We start from the raw sequence: 18,644 nt of genomic DNA, 5'->3' as shown, positions 1-18,644 counted from the left end.
CCACGTCCCAGGAAGCGCCCGTCTGAATTCTTGCAACGGCTTCCGCAAGCGAATTTGGCCGCATCAGTCTTGACCTTCCATCCGTCGTGACCGGCTAAACAAACTCCGCACCGAGCCCGCGCATCATCGGGATGAAATCCGGGAAACTGGTGGCGATGAAGGCGGTGTCGTCGACCTTGACCGGCTTGTCGGAGGCGAGCCCCATCACCAGCGCCGACATCGCGATGCGGTGATCCATGTGGGTGGCGACCAGGCCGCCGCCGGGCACATGGCCCTTGCCCTCGACGATCAGATCGTCGCCCACGATCTCGACCTTGACGCCGTTGACGCGCAGCATGGCGGCGGTGGCCTCCAGCCGGTCGGATTCCTTGACCCGCAATTCCTGCAGGCCGCGCATGATGGTGGTGCCCTCGGCGAAAGCGGCCGCCACCGCCAGCACCAGATATTCGTCGATCATCGAGGGTGCGCGCTCCGGCGGCACCTCGACACCGCGCAGTTTCGAGGCGCGGACCCGGAACTGGGCCATCGGCTCGCCGGCATCGCCGCGAACCTGGCTTTCCTCGATCGACGCGCCCATTTCGCGCAGCGTGGTGAACAGCCCGGTGCGCAGCGGATTGGTCATGATATCTGACAGGATAAGGTCGGAGCCCTCGACAATCAGGGCCGCGACGATCGGAAACGCTGCCGATGACGGATCGGCCGGCACCACGACACCGGCGCCGTGCAGTTCGGGTTGCCCGGTCAGCACGATCTTGCGGCCGTGGCTGCCCTCGGGCGAGGAGACGATCTGCGCCCCGAAATGCCTGAGCATCAGTTCGGTATGGTCGCGGCTGGCCTCGGTCTCGATCACGGTAGTGATTCCCGGCGCCGCCAGCCCCGCCAGCAGCACCGCGGACTTGATCTGGGCAGAGGCCACCGGCGTGCGGTACAGGATCGGCAGGGGATCGCGCGCGCCCTGCAGCGTCAGCGGCAGACGTCCGCCTTCGCCGCTGGCAACGACCCTGGCGCCCATCAATTGCAGGGGATCCACGATGCGCCGCATCGGCCGCGAGCGCAGCGATGCGTCGCCGTCGAACACGGCGGTGATCGGGCAGCCGGCCACAGCTCCCATCACCAGCCGGCAGCCGGTACCGGAATTGCCGAAATCGAGCGGAGCTTGCGGCTGCGCGAATCCGGCGACGCCGACCCCGCGCACGCCCCACGCAAACGGGCCCGTTCGCTCCACCTTCGCACCCAGCGCCTGCATCGATTTGGCGGTATTGAGCACGTCCTCGCCCTCGAGCAGGCCCGAAATCCGGGTTTCGCCGACCGCCAGCGCCCCCAGGATCAACGCCCGGTGCGAAATCGACTTGTCGCCGGGAACACGGACTTTTCCGGTCAGGGGACCGCTGGCGCGGGATTCGAGCGGCGTGGGCGGGTCAGATTGGGTCAAGATTGTGTCCTCTGCGCCGGCGCAGGTACCACATGACCCGCGCCGCGTCACGCCACTGTCGAAATGCGCGCACAGCGCTATTGACAGGGCCGCGTCAACTAGCCAAGTGAAGCACCGTTTTTCGACAAATTCCCAGGACTCCCCACGTGGCCAAATCCGATCTCGGAACCAAACGCATTTGCCCGACGACGGGTAAGAAGTTTTACGACCTCAACAAGAACCCGGTGATTTCACCCTACACCGGCGAGGTGGTGCCGATTGCGCCGATTCCGCCGCCGCGGACCCGCGCCGATGCCGCCGCGCGCGCCGCGGCTGCCGCGTCCGCCGCTTCGGCCGCAGAAGCTGTGGAGCCCGCTGAGGCCGAGGAATTGGTGCCGCTCGAGGAAGCCGATGCCGAGGAGAATACCGGCAAGGTCAAGGCTGTCGTTCCGGAATCCGAGGACGACATCGAGGTCGACGAGACCATCGAAGACGATGATGATGATGATTCCACCTTCATCGCCGACGACGAAGAAGGCGACGAGGACGTCACCGACATCATCGGCGACGTCGGCAGCGACGAAGAGACTTGAGATCGGCCCTGAAACGTGTTCAGGGTTTTTTCCCGCGAGTCGCCCAAGGCGCGCGGGGAGCATGATCCGAACCGAGAGGCCGCGTTAGCGAAGAGCGGCATCCGGTTTTTCAAGTGGATCGTGGCAAAAGGACTAGAGTTACGGGGCCATAGCTCAGCTGGGAGAGCGCTTGCATGGCATGCAAGAGGTCGGCGGTTCGATCCCGCCTGGCTCCACCAACCTTCGCAGGCTGCGCCTGCTTCGGGATTGCCCCCTACTCCCCCAACGCAACATTGAGCCGATCGCGCAGCCCGATCAGCTCGTTCTTCATCGCCAGTAGCTCGGCGACCGAGCAGTTCGACGCGGCGAGGATCGCCTCGGGCACCGCCCTGGCTTTTTCCTTGAGGGCCTGGCCCCGGGGCGTCAGTGCGATCAGCACCTGGCGTTCGTCTTCGGTACTCCGGGTGCGCTTGACCAGTTCCGCCGCTTCGAGCCGCTTCAGCAGCGGGGTCAGCGTGCCGGAATCCAGCAGCAGCCGCTCGCCGATGTCCTTGACCGCCACGCCATCGCGCTCCCACAGCACCAGCATGACCAGGTATTGCGGATAGGTCAGGCCAAGCCGGTCGAGCAGCGGCTTGTAGGCCCGGTTGAAGGCGTGCGCGGTGGAATAGACCGCAAAGCAGAGCTGATTGCCGAGCAGCAGCGGCAAGTCCGCCGCGGGTTTCCTGGCCATTTGCATCCTCTTGTCGTCACGGCACCGCATGCCCTGCTGCAATGTGGGCCCGGACCGGCCCAAGATCAATTGTAGCCAATTAGATTGCGCGCTCACGATTTTTTGTATTGTGCAAAATTCAATTGTGCGCAATATAAATGACGAACCCCAGCAAGGAGAAACCCGATGTCGGTAAAAGTGCTCTACAAAACCACCGCCAAGGCCACCGGCGGCCGCGACGGCACCGCCGCCACGCTCGACGGCGCGTTCAGCGTGAAGCTTGCCACCCCCAGGGAACTCGGTGGCGGCGGCGGCGCCGGCAACAATCCCGAGCAGCTGTTCGCGGCCGGCTATGCCGCCTGCTTCATCGGCGCGATGAAGGCCGTGGCGGCCGGGGGCGGCCCGAAGGTCCCCGCGGACGCTTCCGTGACCTCCACCGTCGGAATCGGACCGCGCTCGGAAGGCGGTTTCGGCCTCGACATCGACCTGGCGGTTTCCCTGCCGGGTCTCGAACGCGCCGACGCCGAGGCGCTGGTCGCGAAGGCACACCAGGTCTGTCCCTACTCCAACGCCACCCGCGGCAATGTCGATGTCCGCCTGACGGTCGTCTGATCGGCCCGGCCAATGGCCCGCTCCCGGTACGGGCGGGCCATTCTGCCTTGCGAGAACAGTGCGGCCAGCCGCATTTGCGCCGACCCGCGCGGGATGCTTAATGGCCGCGACGTTCCCTCAAAACCTCGCAAGAAACGGCCCAGATGACTGAAACCTCGCCCGCTGCAATGACCGGATTGCGCGTGATCGATCTGACGCGCGTGCTCGGCGGACCCTATTGCACCCAGATCCTCGCCGACCACGGCGCCGACGTGATCAAGGTCGAGCCGCCCGCCGGCGACGAGGTGCGCGACTGGGGCCCTCCGTTCCACGGCGAAGACGCGGCCTATTTCGTCGGCATCAACCGCAACAAGCGCTCGATCGGGCTCGACCTCGCTTCCGAGGGCGGCCGCGCGGTGCTGCTGAAGATGCTGGAGAGCGCCGACGTCCTGATCGAGAATTTCAAGCCGGGCACGCTCGACAAATGGGGCATCGGCAACGACGTGCTGCGCGCGAAATTCCCGAAGCTGGTGCATTGCCGGATTTCCGGCTTCGGCGCCGACGGCCCGCGCGGCGGCAATCCCGGCTATGACGCCATCATCCAGGCCATGACCGGCATGATCGCCGCGACCGGCTCGCCGCAGAGCGGGCCGATGCGGATCGGCGTTCCCCTGGTCGACATCACCACCGGGCTTTATGCCGCGATCGGCATCCTGATGGCACTGTCGGAGCGGCAGAAATCCGGCGTCGGGCAGTTTCTGGAAACCACGCTGTACGAAACCGGCCTCGCCATCATGCACCCGCATGCGGCGAATTATTTCATGCACGGCAAGCCGCCCAGCCTCACCGGCAACGAGCATCCCAATCTGGTGCCCTACGCGATCTTCCCCACGCGCACCGACAATATCTTCATCGGCGTCGGCAATGACGGCACCTTTCGCAAGCTGGCAAAAGAGATCGGCAAGCCCGAACTCGGCACCGATCCGCGCTTTGCCCGCAACAAGGACCGCATCGCCAACCGCGATGCGCTGCGCGCCGAACTCGCCGCCGTGTTCAGCCAGCACGACGCCGGCCCGCTATGCGACCGCCTGCTCGCCGCCGGCCTGCCGGCCGGTCCGGTGCAGTCGATCGACCAGGCGCTCACCAGCGCCCACACCCTGCATCGCGGCGACGTCATCGAAAAGGACTGGTACAAGGGGGTCGCCTCGCCGATCCGGCTTTCGCGCAGCAAGCCTAGCCTGCGCCGTACCCCGCCGAAATTCAGCCAGCATACCGCCGAGGTGCTGGGCGAGTTCGGGTATTCGGCTGATGAGATCGCGGCCCTGGTCGCCAGGGGCGCGGTCTGCGGCAATGAGCGGAAGCGCTGAGGTTCGAGCGCAACTCTCCAAGCGTCGTCCCTGCGAAAGCAGGGACCCATAATCCCGGGCGTTAGTTGTGGCCGGAGGTGTCTGCCTCCGTGCCCGAACAATGGGCCGCGGCGTATCGATCCCGGATCAGCGCTCGCAACGCTCGCTTGTCCGGGACGACATCAGAGATCGTCTCCGCCTATTTTCCGGCTTCCCCTCGCCGCCGCTTCCCCCATACCATGCTTTCGCATATACGGTCATTTGCACGTCATCCAGCGCTGTTAACGCGCGAAACGAAGATGACGATCCAACCGGGAGGGGTTTTATGATGCTACGACATTTCGGCCTTGCCACCACGCTGGCGACAACGCTGGCGCTTGCAACGCCCGCTCACGCCGTGACGGAGCTGCAGTGGTGGCACGCCATGACCGGCGCCAACAACGACGTCGTCAACAAGCTCGCGGCGGATTTCAACGCCAGCCAGTCGGACTACAAGGTGATGCCGTCCTTCAAGGGCGGCTATGCCGACACCATGAACGCCGGCATCGCCGCGTTCCGCGCCGGCAACGCTCCCCACATCATGCAGGTGTTCGAAGTCGGCACCGCGACCATGATGAGCGCCACCGGCGCCATCAAGCCAGTCTATCAGCTGATGAAGGATGCCGGCGAGCCGTTCGACCCCAAGGCCTACCTGCCGACCATCACGGGCTACTACTCGACCTCGAAGGGCGACATGCTGTCGTTTCCCTTCAACTCGTCATCGACGGTGATGTGGATCAACAAGGATGAGCTGAAGAAGGCCGGCATCGCCGAGATCCCGAAAACATGGCCGGAAGTTTTCGCTGCCGCCAAGAAACTGAAGGCGTCGGGTCATGAGACCTGCGGCTTCTCCAACGCCTGGGCGTCATGGGTCCATATCGAGCAATTCTCCGCCTGGCACAACGTGGCGATCGGCACCAAGGCGAACGGGCTCGACGGCTTCGACACCGTGCTGAAGTTCAACTCGCCGCTGCACGTCAAGCACCTGCAGAACCTGATCGACCTGCAGAAGGACAAGACCTACGACTATGCCGGCCGCGCCAACGCCGGCGAAGCCCGGTTCGGCTCGGGCGAATGCGCGATCTTCCTGACTTCCTCGGGTTATTACGGCACCGCCAAGGGCACCGCCAAGTTCGACTTCACCTCGGCGCCGATGCCGTATTATCCCGATGCCGCCGGAGCTCCGCAGAACTCGATCATCGGCGGCGCTTCCCTGTGGGTGATGGGCGGCAAGAAGCCCGAGGAATACAAGGGCGTCGCGAAGTTCTTCGCGTTCCTTTCGGACACCAACCGCCAGGCCAAGCTGCATCAGGAATCCGGCTACCTGCCGATCACCAAGGCGGCTTACGAGAAGACCAAGGCCGACGGCTTCTACCAGAAGAATCCCATCCTGGAGACGCCGCTGAAGGAACTGACCAACAAGGAGCCGACCGAGAATTCGCGCGGCCTGCGCTTCGGCAACATGGTGCAGATGCGCGACGTCTGGGCCGAGGAAATCGAGGCGGCGCTCGCGGGCAAGAAGACCGCGCAGGAAGCACTCGACGCGGCCGTATCTCGCGGCAATGCCATGTTGCGGACGTTCGAAAAGACGGCGAAATAGGGAACCTGGGAGTTTCGTCATTGCGAGCCATCGGGTCGGCGCGAAGCGCCGCCCGGCGGTAAACTCCGCGAAGCAATCCATAGTTCGGCGTCGCCGGAGAATGGATTGCTTCGTCGCTTACGCTCCTCGCAATGACGAATGCATTGCGGCAATCGCTTTTTTTGAGCCTGATTTGGGTCTGCATGGAAAAGTCCGCGGTCTTCAACAGGAGCAAGCTGCTTCCCTACGCGCTGCTGGCGCCGCAGCTCATCATCACATTCGTATTTTTCTACTGGCCGGCCAGCCAGGCGGTCCTGCAATCGTTCAAGCGCGAGGATGCCTTCGGCCTCGTTTCCGAATTCGTCGGACTGGAAAATTACCAGGCGCTGTTTGCGCAGCCTGAATATTACAAGGCGATGCTGACGACGCTGATATTCTCGACGCTGGTCGCGGCGCTGTCGCTCTCGATCGCGCTTCTGTTCGCAACCCAGGCCGACAAGAACCTCAAGGCCGCGCCGGTCTACAAGACCTTCATGATCTGGCCCTATGCGGTGGCGCCGGCGGTGGCCGGCGTACTGTGGTTCTTCATCTTCCACCCGTCCCTCGGCACCCTGGCGCGGCCGCTGCGCGGCCTCGGCCTCGACTGGAACCCGCTCCTGAACGGCAACCACGCCATGACGCTGGTGGTGATGTCGGCGGTGTGGAAGCAGATCGCCTACAATTTCCTGTTCTTTCTCGCCGGACTGCAGTCGATTCCCAAGAGCGTGATCGAGGCCGGCGCGATTGACGGCGCGGGTCCGATGCGGCGGTTCTGGACCATCATATTCCCGCTGCTCTCGCCGACCACCTTCTTCCTGCTGGTCGTGAACATCGTCTACGTTTTCTTCGACACCTTCGGCATCATCGACGCGGTGACCGGCGGGGGACCTGCCGGCGCCACCACCACCATGGTCTACAAGGTCTATGCCGACGGCCGGCTCGGCGGCGATCTCGGCGGCTCGGCGGCGCAATCGGTGGTGCTGATGGTCATCGTCATCGCGCTGACCGCGGTCCAGTTCAAGTATGTCGAGCGCAAGGTGCAGTACTGATGGTCGAGCATCGCCCGTGGAACGACATCATCGCCTACGCCATCCTCACCCTCGGCGTGTTCATCGTGGCGTTTCCGGTCTATGTCGCCGTCATCGCCTCGACCCATGACGCCGCGACCGTGGTCGGCGGGCGGATGCCGCTGTCGCCGGGCGGCCATGCGCTCGAGAATTACTACCGCGCCATCTTCGTCGGCGGCTCCCGCACCGCCCCCGAGCCGGTCGGCCAACTGCTGCTCAACTCGTTCATCTCCGCGATCGGCATCGCGGTAGGCAAGATCTGCATTTCGATCCTGTCCGCCTATGCGGTGGTGTATTTCCGCTTTCCGTTCCGCAAGACCGCGTTCTGGATCATCTTCGTTACCCTGATGCTGCCGGTCGAGGTCCGCATCTATCCGACCTACAAGGTCGTCGCCGACCTGCGCATGCTCGACACCTATGCCGGGCTGATCCTGCCGTTGATTGCGTCCGCGACCGGCACGCTGCTGTTCCGGCAGTTCTTCATGACCGTGCCGGACGAGTTGCTGGAAGCCTCGCGCATCGACGGCGCCGGACCGTTCCGGTTTTTCTGGGATACCCTGCTGCCGCTGTCGGTTACGACGATCTCCGCCCTGTTCGTGATCCAGTTCATCTATGGCTGGAATCAGTATCTTTGGCCGTTGCTGATCACCACCCAGGATTCGATGCAGACCATCGTCACCGGCATCAAGAAGATGCTCGTCACGACGGATGAACTGGCCGAATGGCAGCTGGCGATGGCGACCGCCGTCCTCGCCATGCTGCCGCCGGTGGCGGTGGTGATATTCATGCAGCGGCTGTTCGTGCGCGGCCTGGTCGAGACCGAGAAATAGGACTGAGATGGCCAACGTAGTTCTCCGCGACGTCCGTAAAACCTACACCGGTGGCTTCGAGGCCATCAAGGGCATCGACTTCGAAGTCGGCGACGGCCAGTTCTGCGTGCTGGTCGGCCCCTCCGGCTGCGGCAAGTCCACGCTGCTGCGCATGGTCGCCGGCCTCGAAACCATCACGTCGGGCGACATCGATATCGGCGGACGTATCGTCAACCAGATCGAGCCGGCCGACCGCGACATTGCCATGGTGTTCCAGAATTACGCGCTCTATCCGCATATGACCGTCTACAACAACATGGCCTACGGCCTGCGTAACCGGCGCATGCCGGAGCCCGAGATCGACACCAGGGTACAGGAAGCCGCCCGCATTCTCGAACTCGGCACCATGCTCGATCGCAAGCCGAAGCAGCTCTCCGGCGGCCAGCGCCAGCGCGTCGCGATGGGCCGCGCCATCGTGCGGCAGCCGAAGGTCTTCCTGTTCGACGAGCCCTTGTCGAACCTCGACGCCAAGCTGCGCATCGCCATGCGCGTCGAGATCCGAAAATTGCAGCGGCGCTTGAAGACCACCTCGATCTACGTCACCCACGACCAGCTGGAGGCGATGACACTGGCCGACATTCTCGTGGTCATGAACGGCGGCCGGGTCGAGCAGATCGGCAATCCGCTCGACATCTATCAGAAGCCCGCCACCACCTTCGTCGCTTCCTTCATCGGCGCGCCGCCGATGAATCTGATGCCGTTGCGATCGGACGAAATCAGCGCGCAATTCGCCGGCGACAGCCGCGCCGCCAGCGAAGCCGGTATCCTGGGAATCCGCCCCGAGGATTTTATCATTTCGAGCGAGACCATTGTCGGCGGCATCGCGCTCGACCTCACGGTGGAAGCGATCGAGCGGGTCGGGGCCGAGACCTTCATTTACGGCACCCGCCAGCACGAAATTCAGGGCGTCGCCGCCAACCCCGGCGAACTGCCGCCGGGCGAGGTGATCGTGCGGATCCCGGGCGCAGTCGCCCCCGCCATCGGCGAGCGAATCAAGGCGGTCGCCCCGCGCGAGAGCCTGCATCTGTTCAGTGCCGACGGGCGGAAACGAATCGATCTGTAGGCCTCGATTTCCGCCATTTCGGGCATTTTGTCGCGTTTCTTCAGGCGCTTGAACGCGCCGCAAATCATGCCCATATTGCTCATGACCGGAGGGCAGATCCGCCACCCGGTGTCATGGGGCGCCGCAAGGGCCCTGAAATGCCAAAGTCGCTTCGAGAGGGCTTTGTAAACTATGTCTCGTGTTCCCTCGTTATCCAGTCCGTTCCTGCTTGGCTTCGACGAAATCGAGCGTGCGCTCGATCGCGTGGTCAAGGGTGCCGACGGTTATCCTCCCTACAACATCGAGCGCTGCGACCGCAGCAATGGTGCGCCCGAATGCCTGCGAATCACGCTGGCAGTGGCTGGCTTCACCCGTGATCAACTCGATGTAACCATTGAGGAAAACCAGCTCGTGATCCGGGGCCGCCAGCAGGACGACAAGGTTCGGCAATACATCCATCGCGGCATCGCCGCGCGCCACTTCCAGCGCACCTTCGTGCTGGCGGAGGGGATGCAGGTGCTGGGCGCGGATTTGAAGAACGGGCTGTTGTCGATCGACCTCGCAAGGCCGGAACCTGAAAAGGTCGTTAAGACAATTGCTATCAATGAGCACGAATAATGGAACGAGTAGCGGACTCGACCGCTTAGTCTGACAGAGGAGTCGAGACCATGACTGATGCTGGTGTTGTGTTTGAAACCGAAACCGTCTCCACCGAGACGCTGGCCACCCTGGGCGAGGGCCATATCGCCTATGTGAAGCAGATCCGTTCCGAGGACGTACCGGGACTGTTTCCGCAGGCGCCGAAAATCGCGCCGGGCCTGAAACTGTTCGCGCTGCATGCCGCCGACGGCACGCCGATCATGCTGACCGACAGCCGTGAAGCGGCGATCGCCAACGCATGGAGCAACGAATTGCAGGCCGTCAGCGTTCACTGACGGAGGCTTGCTGCCGTCACCGGCGCGGCTTCGCTGCGACGGTTGACGCTCATCAGGAATTTGCGATACGCGGGCATGTCCTCGATCACATCGAGCCAATGTCCGCGTATTTTGTTTTGGGCTTGCGCTGCGCTCGTTGGCGCTATTGTGGATACGCAGCAAGGGCGAGCGCGTGGCCATCTAGAAAACCCGCGTTGCCTCGGCCTCGACCTGCTTGCGTATCAGCGGATGCAGCCCTTTACGGGTAGTGAGATCAACCTCGACACCGAGGCTCTTCTCGAGCAATCGCTTTGCTGCCACCAGATCCAGCGCATTGAACCGTCCGCGCGGATCATAATCGATAAAGATATCTACGTCGCTCTTGGCACTGGCCCTGTTGCGCGCAGTTGAGCCGAACAGATAGAGCGACGTCGCGCCGAGCGCCTTGATGGCGTCGGCCTGATTGCGCAGTTTCCTGAGTGTTTCAGCCTTGGTCATGGGATCAGCATAGCACGTCTGTGCAAAACCCGACAAAGGCGCCCTACGGATCGCCCTACGCCGCGCTGGCCGGCGGCAGCGCCAGCACGGAATAGATCGCCTGGGCGTCGCGCGAGGCGCGCAGCTTCTTGGCGACGTCCTGGTCGCGCAGCAGCCGGGCGATGCGCGCCAGCGCCTTCAGGTGATCGGCGCCGGCGCCTTCCGGCGCCAGCAGCAGGAAAATCAGATCGACCGGCTGGCCGTCCATCGATTCGAAGTCGATCGGGCGTTCGAGGCGGGCGAACAGGCCGAACAGCTTTTCCAGCTTGGGCAGCTTGCCGTGCGGGATGGCGACGCCATAGCCGACGGCGGTGGTGCCGAGCTTCTCGCGCTGCAGCAGAACCTCGAACACCGCGCGTTCGTTCTGCCCGGTCAGGCTGGCCGCCCGCGCCGCCAGTTCCTGCAGCGCCTGCTTCTTGCTGTTGACCTTCAACGCCGGGAGGATCGCCTCGGGTGCGACCAGATCGGTAATCATCATGGAACGTTCCGAGGTGAATTGAGCCGTCAGGTTGCGAAATAGGGTTCAGAGGGGTGACGTCAAGAACTTGGATCGCGGTAGCAGGCCTGCACCCGGCTGCCCATCAGGGCTTCTACGGGCCTTCTCCTACTCCAACGCAGGACCGGTGCCAACACCCGGGGGAGTTGTCCCAAGGTCTCCTTGAAGTCTGCTCCCCTCGAGAGCGGCGGACCACAGGGAGGCTCCCTATAGGGAGGCTCTCCGGGGGCGTCAATGCCGGTTATGGCCGGTTTCCCGGCTATCCCCCTGAGGGGAGCACCGGGGGATCGATCCAGCCGACATTGCCGTCCGGCCGGCGGTAAATGATGTTCACCCGCCCGCTGGAGCCATGCTGAAATACCAGGCAGGCGGCACCGGTCAGGTCCAGTTCCATCACCGCCTCGCTGACCGAAAACCGCTTCAGCGACGTGGTCGCCTCGGCGATGATGACCGGGCTGTAGCCGGTCTCGTCGTGTTCGTCGTCGCCGGCCGGCGCCTCGATCACATAGCTCGGGACGCTGAAGGTCGGCGCGGTCAGCTCAGCCATCGCCACCGCTTCGGCATGCGACTTTCGCGCCGAGCGATCCTTGAGCCGGCTCTTGTAGCGGCGCAGGCGCTTTTCGATCATCAGCAGCGCCTGGTCGGCGCTGGCATAGGCGTCGGCGGCATTGGAATCGGCTTCGAGCGTGATTCCCGAATCCAGATGCAGCGAGCAGTCGGTGCGGAAACCGAAACCGTCCTTGCTCAGCGTGATGTGGCCGGAATAGTTGCCGTCGAAGTACTTGCGCAGCACTTCATCGGTGCGCTCGCTGACGCGCCCGCGCAGGGCGTCGCCGACGCTGATGCTTTTTCCCGAGATCCGGAGAGTCATTTGATGCCTCGATTGGTCTGGACGGAACCGACACTATTCCGATTTGGCGGGGACGCAATCAGGCCGGGGCGGTGTCCCGGGACCTGTCGGTGGATGCGGCGGGCGCCGAAAGGGCATTACCGAGCATGCTCTGCTTGTCGCGGCGGCGTTGCACCGAGGAAGGGATTCGCATCGCCTCGCGGTACTTCGCAACCGTGCGACGGGCGATATCAATGCCGGAGACGCGCAATCGTTCCACGATGGTGTCGTCGGACAGGATCACGGCCGGGTCCTCCGCGTCGATCAGCTGCTTGATGTGATGCCGGACGGCCTCGGCCGAATGGGCGTCGCCGCCATCGGCCGACGCGATCGAGGCGGTGAAGAAATACTTCAATTCGAAACTGCCGCGATTGGTCGCCATGTATTTGTTGGCGGTAACCCGCGACACCGTCGATTCATGCATCTGGATCGCGTCCGCCACCGCTTTCAGATTGAGCGGCCGCAAATGCGCGACGCCGTGGGTGAAGAAGCCGTCCTGCTGGCGCACGATCTCGGTCGCTACCTTCAGGATGGTGCGGGCGCGCTGGTCGAGCGCGCGCACCAGCCAGGTGGCGTTCTGCAGGCAATCGGAGAAGTACGACTTGTCGCCGTCCTTGCGGATGTTCTTCGACAGCTCGGTGTAATAGATCTGGTTGACCAGCACGCGCGGCAACGTGTCGCTGTTGAGTTCGACATGCCAGCCGCCATCGGGGCCCGGCCGCACATAGACATCCGGCACCATGGTCTGGGTCCGGGCCGAGCCGAATTTCAGGCCGGGTTTCGGGTTGAGCCGGCGAATTTCACCGATCATGTCGGTGATATCCTCGTCATCGACGCCGCACAGTTTTCGCAAGGACGCGATATCGCGCTTGGCCAGCAGGTCGAGATGCTCGACCAGCGCCCGCATCGCGGGGTCGTAGCGGTTGAGTTCGCGCAGCTGGATCGCCAGGCACTCGCTGAGGGAACGCGCGCAGACGCCGGGCGGATCGAATTTCTGCAGCACCGCGAGCACCGCCTCGACGTCCGCCTGCGACGCCCCCAGCCGTTCGGCGGCCTGCCCCAGGTCCGGCGGCAGATAACCGGCTTCGTCGACCAGATCGATCAGATATTGCCCGACCATGCGCTGCGCCGGATCGGTAAAGGCCACCGCCAGCTGTTCGGCGAGATGGCTGCCCAGCGTCACCTCGGCGGCGACGAAGGCTTCGAGATTGTAGCTGTCGTCGTTGGAGGCGCCGCCGCCCCATTCGGTATAGGCGGTCGGCGCCGCGTCCTGCGCAGTGCGCGCGGCGGCCTCGGCCGGTTCCTCGGTAAACACGTTGTCGAGCGGGGTATCGAGGGTCTGCTCGATCTCGGAGCGGCTGCCGAGATCGCGGTTCATCCAGTCTTCCTGCGGCGCCTCGAAACCCTCGCCGGCGGCCCCGCCGGCCAGGTCGGAACCTTCACCGCCGCTCTCGTCGCCGTAGGCGGAGGCCTGCTCGTCATGCCCCGAATATTCGCCCCGCTCGGCGGCCGGTTCGCCCGCCACCGGCGGCTCGGTGCCCTCGCTGGCGCGCTCCAACAGCGGATTGCGCTCCAGTTCCTCTTCCACGAAGGCCGAAAGGTCGAGGTTGGACAGCTGCAGCAGCTTGATCGCCTGCATCAGCTGCGGCGTCATCACCAGCGACTGGGATTGGCGGAACTCTAATCTCTGCGACAGCGCCATGCGAAAAAGAACCGATCCACGAAAGTTGGTCCGATTCTTGCTTAAACTAGTCCAAAGCCGATGTACACGGCTTGACGGACGGGAAAAAAGTACTAGAGGCGAAATCCAGGTCCTAAGGTTAAGCTGAGGCTTAAAGCCAAGCCTAGAGCCTGAATTCCTCACCCAGATAAAGCCGCCGCACATCCGGATTGGCGACGATCTCTTCCGGACTGCCCTCGGTCAGGATCTCGCCGGCATAGACGATATAGGCGCGATCGGTCAGCCCCAGCGTTTCCCGCACATTGTGATCGGTAATCAGGACGCCGATGCCGCGATTGGTGAGGTGGCGGACCAGGTCCTGAATGTCGCCCACCGCGATCGGATCGATGCCGGCGAAGGGTTCGTCGAGCAGCATATAATTCGGCCGGGTCGCCAGCGCGCGTGCGATCTCGACGCGGCGGCGTTCGCCGCCGGACAGCGCAATCGACGGGCTTTTGCGCAATCGGGTGATATTGAACTCCTCGAGCAGCGAGTTGAGTTCGGCCTCGCGCTTTTTCCTCGAGGGCTCCACGACCTCCAGCACCGCGCGGATATTCTGCTCCACGGTGAGGCCGCGGAAGATCGACGCTTCCTGCGGCAGGTAGCCGATTCCGAGCCGGGCGCGCTGATACATCGGCAGCTTGGTGACGTCGTGGCCATCGAGTTCGATGGCGCCGCGATCGGCCTTGATCAGGCCGGTGATCATATAAAATACCGTGGTCTTGCCGGCGCCGTTCGGGCCCAGCAAACCGACCGCCTCGCCGCGCCGCACATAGATACTGACGCCGCGCACGACCTGTCGGGTGCCAAAACTCTTTTCCACGCTATGCACAGCCAGATAGCCGGCCCGCTTGGTCAGCCGGGGCGCGGTCGCGCCATTGACCTTCGACTTTTCCTTGGATTTTGGCGGACGCGGCTTTTCAGCTGGCGCGCTCGGCCGCGGCAGCACGACGTCATGGGCAACTGGAATGGCTTCGCGGGCCATCGGCGGCGCATCGCGCACCGGACTGGTCAGCATGTCGCCAATGGTATCGCCGAGCGCGGTGATGTCCTCACGCGAGCGCGCAAATCCGGAAGGACCGCGCTTGGCCGGCCGTCGACGGAACATGCTGAGTAAATCCACCATCCCCCGCTTCGCTCGTGCCTTTCACGGTCTCCCGCGACCCGCCGCCGGCCGATCGATTGGCCGCGGCAACATGAATGAACGGATGTCCCCTGCCCGAAAGAAACAACCTCGATCTCAGGCTCGGATCGCGCCGCCAGCCGCCCGGTAGATACAGCCTTGCCCCGCGAGCTTCAACCTCGCCACCGGCACATATCGTACAAGTGATTGATGTTATTTTGGTTTATTTGAGGGGCTGGGCGGCGGTCCGGGTGTCGAACCCGGCATCCCCGGGATCGCCGGAGCGCCACCGCCGCCGGAGGATATGAACAGGCCCTGGACCCGGCCGCTGTCGGATTCGACGCGCGACACTCCGGTCGCCATGTCCACCATCAGCCGGTCGCCGCGCAGCACGTTCTTGCCCTGGGTCAGCACGATGCCGCCGAGCATGGTGATCATGTTGGCCCTGGTGTCGAACACCGCGGTTTCCCCGGTCACCACCTGATCCTTCTGGGTCACCACCACATTGCCCTTGGCCTCGAGCCTGCGGATCGACGAGCTGCCGCCGGGGCCGGGCGTCGCAGCCTGCATCGGCGCCGATTTGGCCGCCTTCGCATTGCCGCCCTTGGCGGCAGGTGCGGCGGCGGGCGCCGATCCCCCATCGTAGAACACCACCAGGCTCTTCGACGTCATGGTGGTGTCGCCCTGGATCACCTTCACATTGCCGGCGAAGGTCGCTTCCTTCTTCTTGTCGCGCATCTCCAGCGAGGCGGCCTCGATCTGGATCGGCTGGTCGCGGTTTTGCGAAAAACCCTGCATGGCGTTGGGGACGCCTGACATCGCGCTTTGCGCTGATGCTTCGCCGGCGACGAGCAACGTCAGCGCGCAGGCGGCCGTGCAGGCATAATGCGCGATCCGTCCGATCGAAGTGCTGCGCGGAGAAAACATCATCATCGAGATCATTTCGGGTTGGCGGACTTGCCGGACACCGATCGTGTCCTGGCAGGTTGATTGACAGATGGCGCAGCGGAATCCGGCGGCGTCGCCGGCTCCTCGGGAGCACCCAGATTATCCAGGTTCAGCACGACATTGCCTTCGAACCGCACCACCTCGCCGCCGCCGGTTATCCGCAGCCGGTCGGCGCTCAGCGTGCCGTTGAGCAATTTGACGTCGACATGCTCTTCCGACGTCACCGTGCTCTTGCCGATATCGACCAGCGCCTGCGACATCCGGGCTTCATAGCCCGAGGAGGACTGCAGGAAAATATCCTTGCGCAGGTCCAGCAGCTGCGCCTTGGAGTCGAACAGCCCGCTGCGGGCATCGAGCGTGATGTGGGTGGTGCGGTCTTCCATCAATACCTTGGCGCGCAGCGTCCTGAGGTCGACCTTGTCCGGATCGGTCAGGTCCTGGGTCGCGGTCTTGGCCCAGACCTCGTAGGGCCGCTGATCCGGCGTGTAGCCGGACATATGCGGCGCTTCCATCGTGATCTTGGTGCCGGATACCACCAGGTTTCCAATGTCGACCGGCAGCTTCGGCAGCAGCATGCGGAACGGATTATAGACCGAGACGAAGACGATGGCCGTCATCGCCAGCACCACGGCCGCCGGCACCGCGACGCGGAGCACCCGCACCATCCGGCTGTGGCGCGCCGCGATCCGAAAGCGGGCATCCATTCCGGCTTGATAGGGTGGGTTTTGAACCGAATTCACCGCTGCTCCAAAGCGCTGGGATCGCGGCCATACTACCCGGAATCGCCAGAATTTGCAGCCCGACACTCGCTAGCAGTGTGACCGAAACGGGGCGGACAGCCGCGGCATAGCGCCTTAAGGCGCTCAGGAATGGGCGAAAATGTCCTCGGTGTCCCAGCCCTGCAGGTCGAGCCGGGCTCGCGAGGGCAGGAAGTCGAAACAGGCCTGGGCGAGTTCCAGGCGGCCCTCGCGCGCGAGCATGCCGTCGAGCCGTTGGCGCAGGCCATGCAGATGCAGCACGTCGGAAGCGGCATAGGCGAGCTGCGCCTCGCTCAGGGTCTGCGCGCCCCAGTCGCTGGACTGCTGCTGCTTCGACAGATCGACGTTGAGCACCTCGCGCACCAGATCCTTCAGGCCGTGGCGGTCGGTATAGGTGCGGCAAAGCCGCGAGGCGATCTTGGTGCAATACACCGGCTCAGGCATTACGCCGAAGGCGTTGTAGAGCGCGGCGAGATCGAACCGCGCGAAGTGGAAGATCTTTGTCACTTTCGGATTGCCCAGCAGCGCCTTCAGGTTCGGCGCATCGGTATGACCTTTCGGGATCTGCACCACGTCGGCGCTGCCGTCGCCGTTCGACAGCTGCACCACGCAGAGCCGGTCGCGGTGCGGATGCAGCCCCATGGTCTCGGTATCGATCGCCACCGAATCGGTATAGCGGGACAAATCGGGCAGGTCGCCGCGATGCAGGCGGATGGTCATGATGCTGTAAAACCTCGTCGAATCGATGCGGCCCAAACTAACGTTGAAATCGCCAACAAACGAGGGCAGCGATCGGCGGCGACAAGCACCTGTTTCGATCTCAAACTACTGAAAGGCAAGTGTTTTCGATGGTGTCGGCCGGCCGGCAGGTATGGCGCCCGACTTTCCGGTGGCGATGCCTGGCCGGGCCTGGGCAAAATATCGAAAACAACCCCATGCACAGTTACGGGCCGGGTTGCCGGCAAGCGCTATCAGCACTTCTGCAGAACGCCTGAAATCGCCTGATCCGAGCACATGATGCCGCCCCACTGGTAGCCGATGCGGCCGTGGAATTCGATCTTAAACCAGTCGTAACCGTCCATCGCGCCGGCGCGCTCCAGCAGCGTGATGCCGCTCTTCTCGGCCAGGCTCGCCAGCTTCGGCGCCGACATCGACGGCGCCGCGCGCATGATGCCGCCGAGCGACATCCCCGCCATCGGCAGCCGGGCTGGCCCGGCGACGGGGCGCGGGGCGGGAGGATTTTCGTTGCGATCACAGCGGCCGGTCTGCGGCGACTGATGGAAACCCGGGCCGCACGGATCGGTATTGCCGAGGCCGGGCCGGCCACCCTGCCCGGCCTCCTGCGGCTTGAACCGGCATTGGGCGGATCCCCAGTCCGGAATTTCCACGGTGATCCGGGCCTGGTCCGGCGAGATCTGCACGGCGTAATCGCCGTCGGAAAAGCGCAGGGGATCGCCGGGGCTCTTTTTCAGCCGCGTCGTCCCGCCCTCTATCGGGCCGGCCGTGATCGCGTCCGGTCCGATCACCGTCAGTGTGATGGCGTTGCCCTTGTCGCAGGAATAGGTGCGGGTTTGCGCGTCGGCGACTCCGGCGGAAAGCATCGTGGCGGCCAGGACCGCCACGGCGAATAGCGGGGCTGTCCGTATGGCCACGGCGTGACTGCTGGTCACGCCGTGGATACCCTGCCCATGCGTCAGAGACACTGTCCCGCCGCGTTCAGCTTTTTCGGCGGCGCGCAGCCCGGCGGGGGCGTTACCGGTCTCGGCGGTGGCGGCGGCGGCCGCACGCAATTCGGGAATGTGCCCGTCGTACCTGCGGGACAGACCTGAGGTGGCGGCCGCACGCAGTTCGGGAACGTGCCCGTCGTACCCGCGGGACAGGCCTGCGGCGGCGGCCGCACGCAGTTCGGGAACGTGCCCGTCGTACCCGCGGGACAGGCCTTAGGTGGCGGCCGCACGCAGTTCGGGAACGTGCCCGTCGTGCCTGCGGGAC

General features: G+C 64.1%; 21 protein-coding genes and 1 tRNA gene. 11 read left to right on the top strand and 11 right to left on the bottom strand.

The genetic code is table 11. The features are described 5' to 3' along the window. Nucleotides 1-94 precede the first annotated feature (94 nt). Complete coding sequence (gene aroA, locus Q7U29_RS12455) at nt 95-1,432, bottom strand: 3-phosphoshikimate 1-carboxyvinyltransferase (RefSeq protein ID WP_304741807.1); 1,338 nt, start codon at nt 1,430-1,432, stop codon at nt 95-97. A gap of 146 nt (nt 1,433-1,578) precedes the next feature. Here aroA and Q7U29_RS12450 point away from each other — a divergent pair, with 146 nt between their 5' ends. Both Q7U29_RS12450 and Q7U29_RS12445 read left to right on the top strand, forming a co-directional pair. Then, nucleotides 1,579-2,004 (top strand): TIGR02300 family protein, encoded by a 426-nt coding sequence (locus Q7U29_RS12450; protein ID WP_304741805.1) that lies wholly within the window; start codon nt 1,579-1,581, stop codon nt 2,002-2,004. Between the two features lie 142 nt (nt 2,005-2,146). After that, a tRNA-Ala gene (locus Q7U29_RS12445) sits at nt 2,147-2,222 on the top strand. Between the two features lie 35 nt (nt 2,223-2,257). Here Q7U29_RS12445 and Q7U29_RS12440 read toward each other — a convergent pair. Continuing rightward, the gene (locus Q7U29_RS12440) at nt 2,258-2,716 is read right to left on the bottom strand and encodes a MarR family winged helix-turn-helix transcriptional regulator (protein ID WP_304741803.1); all 459 of its coding nucleotides are present in this window, start codon (nt 2,714-2,716) and stop codon (nt 2,258-2,260) included. A gap of 165 nt (nt 2,717-2,881) precedes the next feature. On the opposite strand from Q7U29_RS12440, the gene Q7U29_RS12435 reads away from it, so the two are divergent. The 8 genes from Q7U29_RS12435 to Q7U29_RS12400 all read left to right on the top strand — a co-directional run bounded on the left by Q7U29_RS12435 (nt 2,882) and on the right by Q7U29_RS12400 (nt 10,202). Next, nucleotides 2,882-3,307 (top strand): organic hydroperoxide resistance protein, encoded by a 426-nt coding sequence (locus Q7U29_RS12435; RefSeq protein ID WP_304741802.1) that lies wholly within the window; start codon nt 2,882-2,884, stop codon nt 3,305-3,307. Between the two features lie 143 nt (nt 3,308-3,450). After that, nucleotides 3,451-4,653: a CaiB/BaiF CoA-transferase family protein gene (locus tag Q7U29_RS12430; RefSeq protein WP_304741800.1), complete on the top strand. Its 1,203-nt coding sequence runs from the start codon at nt 3,451-3,453 to the stop codon at nt 4,651-4,653. Between the two features lie 304 nt (nt 4,654-4,957). Next, nucleotides 4,958-6,271, top strand: coding sequence for a sn-glycerol-3-phosphate ABC transporter substrate-binding protein UgpB (gene ugpB / locus Q7U29_RS12425; RefSeq protein ID WP_304741798.1), 1,314 nt, complete (start codon nt 4,958-4,960; stop codon nt 6,269-6,271). A 182-nt stretch (nt 6,272-6,453) separates the two neighbouring features. After that, nucleotides 6,454-7,338 carry a sn-glycerol-3-phosphate ABC transporter permease UgpA gene (gene ugpA / locus Q7U29_RS12420; protein WP_304741796.1) on the top strand — a complete coding sequence of 295 codons (885 nt, stop codon included), beginning with the start codon at nt 6,454-6,456 and terminating at the stop codon, nt 7,336-7,338. Beyond that, nucleotides 7,338-8,186, top strand: a complete 849-nt coding sequence (ugpE, locus tag Q7U29_RS12415) for a sn-glycerol-3-phosphate ABC transporter permease UgpE (protein ID WP_304741794.1) — start codon at nt 7,338-7,340, stop codon at nt 8,184-8,186. Before ugpA ends, ugpE begins: the two co-directional genes overlap by 1 nt. A 7-nt stretch (nt 8,187-8,193) precedes the next feature. Next, entirely contained in the window at nt 8,194-9,288 is a 1,095-nt protein-coding gene (locus Q7U29_RS12410; RefSeq protein ID WP_304741793.1) for a sn-glycerol-3-phosphate import ATP-binding protein UgpC, read from the top strand. A gap of 171 nt (nt 9,289-9,459) precedes the next feature. After that, the gene (locus Q7U29_RS12405) at nt 9,460-9,885 is read left to right on the top strand and encodes an Hsp20 family protein (protein WP_304741791.1); all 426 of its coding nucleotides are present in this window, start codon (nt 9,460-9,462) and stop codon (nt 9,883-9,885) included. A 50-nt stretch (nt 9,886-9,935) separates the two neighbouring features. Then, nucleotides 9,936-10,202: a DUF1150 domain-containing protein gene (locus Q7U29_RS12400; protein ID WP_304741789.1), complete on the top strand. Its 267-nt coding sequence runs from the start codon at nt 9,936-9,938 to the stop codon at nt 10,200-10,202. A 180-nt stretch (nt 10,203-10,382) separates the two neighbouring features. On the opposite strand, the gene Q7U29_RS12395 is transcribed toward Q7U29_RS12400, so the two are convergent. The 9 genes from Q7U29_RS12395 to Q7U29_RS12355 all read right to left on the bottom strand — a co-directional run bounded on the left by Q7U29_RS12395 (nt 10,383) and on the right by Q7U29_RS12355 (nt 18,304). Then, the gene (locus tag Q7U29_RS12395) at nt 10,383-10,679 is read right to left on the bottom strand and encodes a nucleotidyltransferase family protein (RefSeq protein ID WP_304741788.1); all 297 of its coding nucleotides are present in this window, start codon (nt 10,677-10,679) and stop codon (nt 10,383-10,385) included. A 55-nt stretch (nt 10,680-10,734) separates the two neighbouring features. After that, nucleotides 10,735-11,196: a PTS IIA-like nitrogen regulatory protein PtsN gene (ptsN, locus tag Q7U29_RS12390; protein WP_304741786.1), complete on the bottom strand. Its 462-nt coding sequence runs from the start codon at nt 11,194-11,196 to the stop codon at nt 10,735-10,737. A gap of 277 nt (nt 11,197-11,473) precedes the next feature. After that, nucleotides 11,474-12,085 (bottom strand): ribosome hibernation-promoting factor, HPF/YfiA family, encoded by a 612-nt coding sequence (gene hpf, locus Q7U29_RS12385; RefSeq protein WP_304741784.1) that lies wholly within the window; start codon nt 12,083-12,085, stop codon nt 11,474-11,476. Between the two features lie 58 nt (nt 12,086-12,143). Beyond that, nucleotides 12,144-13,805: an RNA polymerase factor sigma-54 gene (gene rpoN / locus Q7U29_RS12380; RefSeq protein WP_304741782.1), complete on the bottom strand. Its 1,662-nt coding sequence runs from the start codon at nt 13,803-13,805 to the stop codon at nt 12,144-12,146. Nucleotides 13,806-13,947: 142 nt separating this feature from the next. Continuing rightward, nucleotides 13,948-14,949, bottom strand: coding sequence for an LPS export ABC transporter ATP-binding protein (gene lptB, locus Q7U29_RS12375; protein WP_304741780.1), 1,002 nt, complete (start codon nt 14,947-14,949; stop codon nt 13,948-13,950). 210 nt (nt 14,950-15,159) lie between these two features. Then, complete coding sequence (locus tag Q7U29_RS12370; RefSeq protein ID WP_304741778.1) at nt 15,160-15,888, bottom strand: LptA/OstA family protein; 729 nt, start codon at nt 15,886-15,888, stop codon at nt 15,160-15,162. After that, complete coding sequence (lptC, locus tag Q7U29_RS12365; protein WP_304741776.1) at nt 15,885-16,634, bottom strand: LPS export ABC transporter periplasmic protein LptC; 750 nt, start codon at nt 16,632-16,634, stop codon at nt 15,885-15,887. The genes Q7U29_RS12370 and lptC overlap by 4 nt, the downstream gene beginning before the upstream one ends. A 123-nt stretch (nt 16,635-16,757) precedes the next feature. Then, nucleotides 16,758-17,372, bottom strand: a complete 615-nt coding sequence (locus tag Q7U29_RS12360; RefSeq protein ID WP_304741774.1) for a ribonuclease D — start codon at nt 17,370-17,372, stop codon at nt 16,758-16,760. A gap of 251 nt (nt 17,373-17,623) precedes the next feature. Then, nucleotides 17,624-18,304: an SH3 domain-containing protein gene (locus Q7U29_RS12355; RefSeq protein ID WP_304741772.1), complete on the bottom strand. Its 681-nt coding sequence runs from the start codon at nt 18,302-18,304 to the stop codon at nt 17,624-17,626. Nucleotides 18,305-18,340: 36 nt separating this feature from the next. On the opposite strand from Q7U29_RS12355, the gene Q7U29_RS12350 reads away from it, so the two are divergent. After that, nucleotides 18,341-18,481: a hypothetical protein gene (locus Q7U29_RS12350; RefSeq protein WP_304741770.1), complete on the top strand. Its 141-nt coding sequence runs from the start codon at nt 18,341-18,343 to the stop codon at nt 18,479-18,481. Nucleotides 18,482-18,644 lie beyond the last annotated feature (163 nt).

The sequence above is a fragment of the Bradyrhizobium sp. genome, from assembly GCF_030654605.1.
Taxonomy (GTDB): Bacteria; Pseudomonadota; Alphaproteobacteria; order Rhizobiales; family Xanthobacteraceae; genus Bradyrhizobium.
Note: the sequence above shows the minus strand (reverse complement) of the source record. Positions and strands in the feature narration are given on the sequence as shown.